Below are 10,620 nucleotides of genomic sequence, written 5' to 3'. Positions count from 1 at the left end.
ATTCTTTCTTCCTTCTTCCTTTTTCCTTCTTCCTTCTGCATATATGGTTCACTCAATCAGGCAGCAAAGCCTTGATTTGATTAACAAACTCTTGATGGTCTACCACAGGTTTAGAGATGTAACCGTCGGCACCGCTTTGATCCAGAAATGTTTCTTTATCACCAGCCATCGCGTGAGCAGTCACCAAAATAATCGGCAGCGATGCCGTTTGTGGGTCAGCTTTGAGCAGTTGAGTAATCTTAATCCCGTCAACAGATTTGCCCTGGTACACGCTGCGCGAAAGAGACACATCCATTAAAATCAAATCAGCTTCGCCGTTGGCAGCAATCTGCATCACCTCTTCAACATTTTCCGTGTGCTTCACGGCTAAGCCCCCCCGCTTAGTCAGAATTTTGGAAAAAACCCGAGCATTAACCAAATCGTCCTCTACAATCAGAACGGTTTTCATAAATAAATATGGGAAGTATAGAAACTTTGTGACTTTAGTCCAAAGAGGAACACGACACGGGGACTACATTCCCCGTCAAAAATGCAGAGTTTTTAGCGCCATCAGCCGGGAACCCTGCAAAACCCGTATGTATATCCTTGAGCCACTAGCTGTGAGAGGGTTTACAGATGCCTAGAAGCATCCAGTACCATCATTTAGACTACTACACACAGACAGTTTAGTTGTTTTTTATAACTAGACCTGGCACTCGTGAGAGCCTCAAGATTCTCAGGTAGCAGGTTTCTAGTACAATCTAGGAGGCAGGGACGGCGCCTCGCAACCCAGCTTTTGCTCGTTTCGGTCGGCTATAACGAACTATTTCTATGAAAAAACCGGGTTTCTGACTACCCGTGCGTCTTGGACTTATAATATCCTCTCTTTCGGTAAAGCCTCCGGCTTCTACCATTTTAGAATTTAGAATTTAGAATTTAGAATTTAGATTTTAGATTTTAGATGGGAACTGATTGACTGGATATAAGTTTGGAACACGGGCCTACAGTTGCATTATTTTTTGAACGGGGATTAGAGTCGGGAATGTGTGATAATTATTTTCCTTCTTGCTCATTATAATCAAGCCATGTTTATTCACATACTCCCGTCGCCACAGCCTTTGAAGTAGCGAATCTAGCGGGGATTGTTGGAGATTCCTAATACTCAGTTTTAACCCCTCAAAACGGCTCAAAATATCGACGCTTGCGTTCATCAAGGGGATGTCAGACTAGGAGATATCGCCAGGAGAGCTTTTGACTGATGAATTCATAAATATCGGCATTTTTGACACTCTCAGCGAGTCACGGCCACGCTCTATGGTTCAATAAGCCCAAAACTTGGACTTCACTCATAGTCCAGTCGCCTCTACACGATCAGAACAAGTACCAGTACCAGACGTATTCCAATTCCGCTTACTTTTCTTTTTTAATACTTTCGGAGTCCATCACGCTTGCCAAAACACGGTAAGCTCGATCGTCTACCATTGCTGCTTGATCCACGCTACGGCTGTACTGAGACGAGATCAATCTGGGGTTTCTCCTGAATAAAATATTTCTTCGTGTAGATGGTTATTCCTAATTGCAATTAAATTCTATCATGGATTGACGGGGACTCAAGTCCCTCGTGACGCTTTCCTAGGAAAAGCTAAAGCCTCACTAGGTTCTGAGTTTTGGGCATTCCGTGTTCTCCTGTGAATCAATCTTCTCACGGCAGAAGGTAAATAGACAGGTAGGCACAAATGAAGGCAACATAGAGGTTAGGGTAAGAGTGGAGAGTAAGAGGCAAGTGTTGCCCGTCTTCGGGACTCTGATTCTGCTTTCACAAGTTAAGTTTATTTTTATTCTTCAACTGGGCGGTTGGGTCGAACTTTCGGTTCGCCTGCGGCAAAGGCTTTTCAATCGAGACAGGGAACCTCGGCATTATTGACAGAGGCTGTTTTCACTCAGGAATTAACGGACACAAAGACTCATGGCTAAACAACTCAACCTACTTTCCGGGCAAGTAATTTCTACGCCTCTGCACGCCGAGATGCAGCAATCGTACCTCGAATATGCCATGAGTGTGATCGTCGGGCGAGCTTTGCCTGATGTCCGCGACGGTTTAAAACCTGTTCACCGTCGAATTTTATATGCGATGCACGAACTTGGTCTGACGCCAGACCGACCTTACCGTAAGTGCGCCCGGGTAGTTGGAGATGTTTTGGGAAAATATCACCCCCACGGCGACCAATCGGTTTACGACGCTCTGGTACGCATGGTTCAGGAGTTTTCGAGCCGGTATCCCTTACTGGCGGGTCACGGCAATTTCGGTTCGGTGGACAATGATCCGGCGGCTGCTATGCGCTATACGGAAACGAGGCTGGCACCGATCGCCCACGAAGCTATGCTAACCCAAGTCGGCGATGCAACTGTTGATTTTACTGCTAACTTTGACAGTTCCCAGCAGGAACCAACGGCGCTGCCTGCTCAGTTGCCGTTTCTGTTACTCAACGGCTGTACGGGCATTGCTGTGGGGATGGCAACTAATATCCCGCCGCACAATTTGGGGGAGGTGGTAGACGGTTTAATTGCTTTGATTGAAAACCCGGAACTATCCGACGAGAAGTTGATAGAACTGATTCCGGGCCCTGATTTTCCAACCGGAGGGGAAATTGTCGCTACAGAGGGCATTGTTGACGCCTACACTAAGGGCCGAGGCAGCATTGCGGTCAGGGGTGTGGCCGGGGTGGAAGAGGTGCCAGGTAATCGCAAGGTGCGTACTAAAACGGCGATCGTGGTGACGGAGTTTCCGTTTCAGGTAAATAAGGCGGCTTGGATTGAAAAGGTGGCGGAGTTGGTTAATGCTGGCCGCCTCGACGGTATTTCTGATTTGCGTGACGAGAGCGATCGCGAAGGGATTCGAGTTGTGATTGAACTCAAGCGGGAATTTACCCCAGAAGCGGTTCTGGCTCGCCTTTACCAACAAACTGACCTGCAAACAAATTTTGGCGCGATTTTGCTGGCAATTGTCAACGGTCAACCGCGACAGTTGACACTCCGACAATTGTTGCAGGAATTTCTGGATTTCCGGGAAGTGACTCTTACCCGCCGCTACAATTACGAGTTGCAGGCTGCTGAACGCCGCTGTCATATTGTCCAAGGCTTAATGTTGGCTTTGACAAATCTTGATACCGCGATCGACATTCTCAGAAATTCTCCTGACGGCTCTACTGCTAAGCAAACTTTCCAAGTTCGCCTCAATTTGAGCGAAAGTCAAGCTGATGCGATTTTGGCGATGCCTATGCGGAGGCTGACTGGTTTGGAAAGGCAAAATTTGCAGTCTGAGTTGGATGAGTTGATGGCTAATATTCAAGAATTGCAGCGGTTGTTGAGCGACAGGCGCGAACTTTTGAAGGCTTTAAAGAAGGAATTTCGATCGCTAAAACGCAAGTACGCCGACCCCCGCCGCACTAAATTCGCCAATGGAACTGCACGCGCAGCAAACGCCGAATCACAATTTGCTGGTAAGAAAAATTCTGGGGTGAAGCAGTTGTCACCGGCAACGATTCAGCCTAACTTATTGCCCGTTCTTGAGCCAGAGGAAACTATTGTTGAATTTTCGCACAAGCAGTACGTGCGACGCTTGCCGACAGGGGAAAAGCCACGCTCGAAAAGTCGCGAAAAATCGGTTTCAGCTTTAGAAAAAAATGAAGATTTTATTGTGACGGCAAATCTGACGAAAACCGATCGCACTTTGGTCATCTTAACTCCTAACGGCAAAGCTTACCCGTTGAAAGTGGCCGATATTCCTAGTAGTAGCGCCAAAGACCGGGGAACGCCGATCGTTAGTTTGTTGTCGCCGAGTGCTACTAAAGACAGTGCCGGTCGCGCTTTGTCGGAAATCACAGTTGCACATTTTATTTTGCCGGGAAATTCGGAAGCGGCAGATTTAGTAACTCTGACTCAGCAAGGAAAAATTAAGCGCTTGCCGATGCAGGAATTTGCTGATTTGACTAATCGTGGCGTTACTGTTGTTAAACTCAAGGAGGACGATCGGCTGCGCTGTGCGAGTCTGGCTAAAGTCGGCGAGCAAGTGGCGATCGCAACTTCAGGAGGCCGAGTCCTTCGGTTTGAGATTGATGACGAACAACTGCCGCCAATGGGCCGCGCGGCCCAGGGTTCTCAAGTAACCAGGTTGCGGAAGCAGGAACAGTTGGTGGGCTGCATCACTCTCTACCCGGACGACAGTCTGGTGCTATTTTCCGAGTTGGGTTGGGCAAAACGAATGCCTGCAGGTTCTGTCAGACTTACTAACCGGGGCGAAATTGGCACTCAAGCTTTTCGTTTCTCAGAGCCTAAAGATGCTTTAGTTGGCTTGCTGCAGGCTGTTCCGGGTACGGATGTCAAACTTTTTACTAATTCTGGCCGCGTGCTGCGATCGACTATTGATGCTATAGCTTTTTGGGGGAAAGATGCTGCAGGCGATCGAGTTTTTGACCTAAATCCAGGTGAAAGAATCATCAAAGTTATCAGCAGTCAATAGTCAATAGTCAATAGTCATGGGGCATGGGGCATGGGGCATGGGGCATGGGGCATTAATCTGATTTGTGACCTCTGACTTCTGACTTCAACATCCATCCGTTAAATCATTTAAATCCTGTACACTGCTCGTTCCCCAACTTCCTCCTTCCTTGAATATCTCAATTACCAAGACCCAATGCCCTATGCCCAATTCCCAATTCCCAATTCCCCCATCTAAAATCTAAAATCTAAAATCTAAAATTGTTTAATGGCGCAAGTTGTATTAGAAAATATCTACAAAAGTTTTCCTCTCCGCCAAGGAGAACAGGAAAAAGAAGCAAACACTGTCGCAGAAAATGTCTCGCCTATAGCCGATCGCCCTGCGTCTAACAGCGTTTTGCGGCGCATTAACCTAACGGTCGAAGACGGGGAGTTCATGGTGCTGGTGGGCCCTTCTGGCTGCGGAAAAAGCACTTTGCTGCGATCGATCGCCGGTTTGGAAGTTTTGACTGCCGGCAATATTTGGGTGGGCGATCGGCTGGTTAACGATTTGCCTCCTAAAGACCGAGATATCGCTATGGTATTTCAAAATTATGCTCTCTATCCTCACTTAACAGTTTACGATAATCTCGCCTTTGGATTGCGCCGCTCGGAAAGGGAGAAAGACCAAAGAAGGAAGACGGAAGACGGAAGACGGAAGACGGAAGATGAAAGACGGAAGACGGAAGATGGAAGACGAAAGATGGAAGAAGAGCTAAGGCAGAAGGCAGAAGGAGGAAGAGAAGGAACTAGCCAGAATGCAGAAGGAATCAGCAAGAAAGTAGAAGAGGTTATTAATTATTTAGCTTCTAATTCTTTTAAAAATCCTCTTATTTATCTTTTGTTTGAGGACTTTTTAGGAGGAGCGACTCGCAAGCTGCCTCCGGGTTTGCGCTATTTATCGGAACGGGAAAAAGCCGTAGGAGAACGAGTCCTGAAGGTAGCTGAATTATTGCAAATAGAATCTCTTTTAAGTCGCTTGCCGAAACAACTTTCGGGAGGGCAAAAGCAGCGGGTAGCTTTGGGTAGGGCGATGGCTCGAAATCCTGAAGTTTTTTTGATGGACGAACCGTTATCGAATCTTGATGCGAAATTGAGGGCGGAAACTCGATCGCAAATTGTGCAGTTGCAGCGACAGTTGCGAACTACAACTATTTATGTGACTCACGACCAAACTGAGGCGATGACTATGGGCGATCGGATTGCTATTATGAATAGAGGCCAGCTTCAGCAAGTAGCTCGACCTCTAGAGCTTTACAATAAGCCGGCTAATTTGTTTGTTGCTGAGTTTATCGGTTCTCCGCCGATGAATTTTTTGTCGGTGGAATTTAGTGCTCCGCTGTTGATTTCTCACCCGCAATTTCGCTTTACTTTACCCGATATTTGGGCAAAAAGTCTACAACAGTATGACGGGCGAAAGCTAATTTTGGGCATTCGGCCGGAACATCTGAGCATTAACCCTCCGGCTACCAAAAATCTTTCGGTACAAGTGGAAATTGTAGAGGCTTTGGGACACGAAACTTATTTGGGGGTTTGTTTGACGGATGCTCCGGCGGTGAGGATGCAAGTGCGGGTTCCTCCTGAGCGATCGATCCGAGTTGGCGAGGAGCTTTGGTTGGCCATCGCCCATGACAAAATTCACTTGTTCGATCCTGATACAGAGTTGGCTATTTTTCCTGTTAGGTAAAATCCTCAAGGTCGATCGACCCTTGTTACCGATATCACTTTCACAGGTTCGTACTTTTTTCAAGTTAATGTTATATTTATTTACATAAGCCTTACTTACAAAAGTTAACGAAAGGAGTTCGCACTATGCAAGAACAAAAACGCAACGCTTGGAACTGGGGCTTTAGCGAGGGAGCCGAAAATTGGAACGGTCGTTTGGCGATGATTGGTTTCTCTGCCGCTGTCATCATCGAATTGGTTTCCGGTCAAGGCCTGCTGCACTTTTGGGGTCTGATGTAATTTTCTAGTTAAGAATTTGGTGACACTGCAAAGTTTGGGAGTTCCGTAATGGACTCCCTAATTTTTGGCAGCGGGATTTGGGCAGCAAATAGCCACTTGCTCCGGGCAGTTAGCAGCACAAAATTTAACCGCTATAACTCAAACCGGGGCGGGGGGTCTCCCCCCCAAAAAAAAGAGTGCGAATCACTCTTTTGGGTGATGCTAGCAAATTACTCTAGCGGATATATTCTTTTAAGATGCTGTTGCGGTTAGGATGGCGCAACTTCCGCAGGGCTTTAGCCTCGATTTGGCGAATTCGCTCACGAGTGACGTTAAAGATTTGACCAATTTCCTCCAAGGTCTTCATCCGTCCGTCATCTAACCCATAACGCAGCCGCAGTACATCTCGTTCTCGGGGGCTGAGAGTATCCAAAACGCTTTCCAAGTCTTCCCTAAGCAAGTTTTTCGAGACTTGATCTTCTGGTGTTTCCCCGTCAGATTCAATAAAATCTCCCAGACGTGAGTCTTCCTCTTTGCCGATCGGAGTTTCTAGAGAGATGGGCAACTGTGCGGACTTAGCAATGAACCGCAACTTCTCGATCGTCATCTCCATGCGGGTAGCAATTTCTTCTTCCGTAGGCTTGCGACCCATTTCCTGAGACAGGAGTTTGGTAGTTTTTTTGATCCGCGAAATGGTTTCGTAAAGGTGAACCGGCAGGCGGATAGTGCGCGATTGATCGGCGATTGCCCTGGTAATGGCTTGACGTATCCACCAAGTTGCGTAGGTAGAAAACTTGTAGCCTTTTTCGTGATCGAATTTTTCCGCGGCCCGGATCAGACCCAAAGAGCCTTCCTGAATCAAATCTTGGAAAGACAAACCGCGATTCATGTATTTTTTGGCGATCGACACCACCAAACGCAGGTTTGATTGCACCATTTTTTCCTTGGCCCGACGACCGACGTGGAGTCGGTGACGGAATGCAGGAAGTGCCATATCTACAGCATTCGCCCATTCGCTGTCTTTAGGTTCGCGGTTATACTCTTCGAGCAGTTGTTCTCGAACTCGCTCTAATTCCAGCAAATCTGCAATCTTGCGTGCTAGTTCAATCTCTTCGTCAGCTCGCAGCAGTCGAATCCGACCGATTTCTTGCAGGTAAAGACGAATAGAGTCTTCAGTATAATGCTTTTTCTTTGCCTGTGCTCGACGGCGGGCTTTGGCGCCTTTGCCAGATTTAGGATCTTCCTCAGATTGAGAGTCTAAGAATTCTTCTCGATCGTCTTCTTCGTCGATAAAGAGTTCTAACTCGCTCTCAGGTAGAACGCTTTCGGCGCTGCGAAGCAACTCGATTGTTTCCATTTCCGGTGTAATTGTGGTTGCGAGTACGGTGTTAGCTGGGATCATGCCGTCTTCCTCATGCTCCTGAATTAAAGAATAAATAACAGTGGAATAGTGTCTGTTTGTAGTTTAGACAAGTTAGCCAGTATTGACATTCCCGCAGGAAGAAATAGTGGGATTTTTGGTCTGCTAGCTGAATTTGTTACCGAAACTGCACCTGTTTTATGAGTCACGGTTCGAGTTCTGGTTTGAAGCAGTCAGCGCATTCAATTGATCGCAGATTTTAACATCGCGACCTTAAATTGAGCTAGCGGCTTTTTCTTTCGGAGCGAGTTACCACATCATCTGCAATACCTTGCCCAGAGAAGCAAACCATGAAGTGCGATCGATCACACTTCCAAAAATACTGGCTTTTTTACTCGGTACTTCGAGCTTTTACCCGTACAAGTTTTCCCGCACGGAACCCTCTAACTTTTGTATTGGAGGTGTCGAACTTTTGATTCGCCTTGCTTTCACTCTGGTTGTCAGACATGACAGTTGCACGGCAAGTTTTCGCCACCTTGGATGCCGGTCTGCTGCCTCAAATGCAACAGCAGAGGGTTGAAGCACCAAACGGGGAGAATCGGATCTTGCAAAGACCTTCCCGATTGTAGCCTTTCTCACAAAAAATGGAAGTTGTTTTCCATTGTTGGTCAAGAACTAGGAAAACTCTGTCAGCTTAGCTTGACAATACTAACTCATGTCCGGCTCTGCTAAATCCTGAGAACGGCCCGCAAAAACTTTGGCACGATCAAACGGCCCTGTTTTCTGCGTATATCTGGGTGAACGGCTGCGGCGTAGTTGGCCAGACAGTTAGCAGACAATTTTTGAGTTGCCCAAATGGGAACCAATACAATCCGTGTAGATACACCCATCATTACCCTGTTTCCCTGAATTGAATCATACGCAATCTGCGATTGAATAAAGCTCGTAGCTTTAGTTTTAAGTCGGTAACTCTGGATTAAAGACCGACTCTGACCCCCAATGAAGCGTTGCGGGTTGAGTAGTGCAACAGGGGCTTTCATTGTTAAGTTAGCTCAAATCTCAGAAATTGGGTTTAATTTTCACGTTAAATCACATTAAGTTCTTAACGTCACATTCTTATTTAAGCAGTTCGACACGAGTTTGTCGCGTCCATGGCAAAAACCACCAGGATAAATTCTACTGAGAGTTAACCCGCCGCGCAACTCTAGGCTGCGGACTTCTCTAAAATTTTTGGCTTTCGGTTCGCACTTGCGCGATCGCACGGTCTCACAAACAATACAATTCGACATCTCCCGGAAGTATAACTTCACGATTCCTTTAAATACATTGTGACAGTGTGAAGATTCAATAAACTCATTCCATCAATTTTAGGTACTATTCCCGAATTGTCTTGATAATTTCAAGCAGACGGAAAAAAGCCACAGCCGACTTTGCTGCAACTGCCTGCCGATGATAACTCTGCCAGGGAAGAAAAATTTATCCAGTTAGCGATGTGCTTGCTATGGTTAGAGAAGGCCTCAACTTCAGGATACTTAAAGCAATGGAACGGTAGGACGTTGGTGCGATGCTCAAAATTTTGTTATTATTTACAGCGTGTCCTCAGAAAGCACAGAGTCTCGCTTTATCCTCTACTCTGGTTTAAATTATGTGGCTTGACCGTTAGGGGATGAAGCTATCAAGAAAAATTTCGGCTCCCTGTCTATATTGACAACCCAACGAAGGTTTACTAGAAAGAATTAACCTTATTGAGAGAAAGATTTAGTAATTAATTAATCGGGCTGATATTACCATCTCTTTATAGCGTGTGTTTGTAGTCAGGACTTCAGTTTTTGTTATATTGCTGAATAACCACTAAAGTCCTAACTGCCAACTTAATTTAACCCCAAGACAGGTTACTGCTGATTCCGCAGGCGAGGATTCACAAACTCGTTTAATCCTTCTCCCACCAAAGACAGTCCCACCACCATTAAAGTCATTGCCAAACCGGGAAACAAAGCCGTCCACCAAATGCCGGTAGGTAGCGCATCTAAAGCTAAACGCAAGTCGTGTCCCCATTCGGGAGTTGCTTCGGGAAGTCCTAATCCGAGAAATCCCAAACCTCCTAATGTTAAAATTGCATCGGCAGCGTTGAGCGCAAACAGCACCGGTACGCTCTGAATCACATTGAGAAACAGGTAGCGCGAAAGCACTGTCCAAGTGTCAGCACCCATTGCTCGCGCGGCTTCGACAAACAATTCGGTTTTGACGCTGACGGTGTGATTCCTGACGACGCGGTAGTATTGAGGGATGTAGGAAATGCTCAGGGCGATCGCAGCATTAAAAACTCCTTTTCCCACTACAAACGCTAGCGTCAAAGAAAGTAGCAGCCCCGGCAAAGTATAAATTGTATCCATTAAAAATAACAACACTCGATCGAGCTTACCGCCCAAATAACCGCTAACCAAACCCAGCGGCACACCGATAAACAAACTCAAAGCAGTGGCTAAAATTACCACTTGCCAAGCCGCGCGAGAAGCAAACAGCGTGCGCGAAAACACATCGTAGCCGCTGCGGCTAGTACCAAACCAATAATTCGCCGACGGCGGTTCGTGGATGGGGTTACTCAAAGCCTCGGTAGGATTTTGCAGCCATCCCCAAGCTTGCATAGCTGGAGACAAGGTGGCTACCAATATAAACACGACAGTTATTGTCAAACCTGCCCACATCATTTTCATTGACAGGCTTGACGGTGAGGCACTGTTGAGAAATCGCGGCAGTCGGAGGCGGCTTTGAGCCATAATTGATAATTGGTGCGTCAGATT

At 46.7% G+C, this 10,620-nt stretch carries 6 protein-coding genes; 3 read left to right on the top strand and 3 right to left on the bottom strand.

The annotated features are described in order from the left end of the window. Positions 1 to 52 precede the first annotated feature (52 nt). Positions 53 to 448 (bottom strand): response regulator, encoded by a 396-nt coding sequence (locus QUA03_RS14280; protein WP_006632892.1) that lies wholly within the window; start codon positions 446 to 448, stop codon positions 53 to 55. A 1,497-nt stretch (positions 449 to 1,945) separates the two neighbouring features. Here QUA03_RS14280 and QUA03_RS14275 point away from each other — a divergent pair. From QUA03_RS14275 to QUA03_RS14265, 3 genes are all read left to right on the top strand, one after another. Next, positions 1,946 to 4,498: a DNA topoisomerase (ATP-hydrolyzing) gene (locus QUA03_RS14275; RefSeq protein ID WP_333212956.1), complete on the top strand. Its 2,553-nt coding sequence runs from the start codon at positions 1,946 to 1,948 to the stop codon at positions 4,496 to 4,498. A 246-nt stretch (positions 4,499 to 4,744) separates the two neighbouring features. After that, positions 4,745 to 6,202: an ATP-binding cassette domain-containing protein gene (locus QUA03_RS14270; RefSeq protein ID WP_333212955.1), complete on the top strand. Its 1,458-nt coding sequence runs from the start codon at positions 4,745 to 4,747 to the stop codon at positions 6,200 to 6,202. Positions 6,203 to 6,327: 125 nt separating this feature from the next. Beyond that, positions 6,328 to 6,480 (top strand): chlorophyll A-B binding protein, encoded by a 153-nt coding sequence (locus QUA03_RS14265; protein ID WP_172186457.1) that lies wholly within the window; start codon positions 6,328 to 6,330, stop codon positions 6,478 to 6,480. Between the two features lie 214 nt (positions 6,481 to 6,694). Here the strand turns inward: QUA03_RS14265 and rpoD are convergent, their stop codons facing one another. Together rpoD and QUA03_RS14255 are read right to left on the bottom strand one after the other, a co-directional pair. Continuing rightward, entirely contained in the window at positions 6,695 to 7,861 is a 1,167-nt protein-coding gene (gene rpoD / locus QUA03_RS14260) for an RNA polymerase sigma factor RpoD (protein ID WP_333212954.1), read from the bottom strand. Positions 7,862 to 9,711: 1,850 nt separating this feature from the next. Beyond that, on the bottom strand, positions 9,712 to 10,596 hold the full coding sequence (locus QUA03_RS14255; RefSeq protein WP_333165176.1) for an ABC transporter permease: 885 nt from the start codon (positions 10,594 to 10,596) through the stop codon (positions 9,712 to 9,714). Positions 10,597 to 10,620 lie beyond the last annotated feature (24 nt).

Origin of the sequence: Microcoleus sp. S36b_A4 (genome assembly GCF_036700645.1) — a bacterium.
Taxonomy (GTDB): Bacteria; Cyanobacteriota; Cyanobacteriia; order Cyanobacteriales; family Microcoleaceae; genus Microcoleus.
This window is presented reverse-complemented; position numbering and strand designations above follow the sequence as displayed.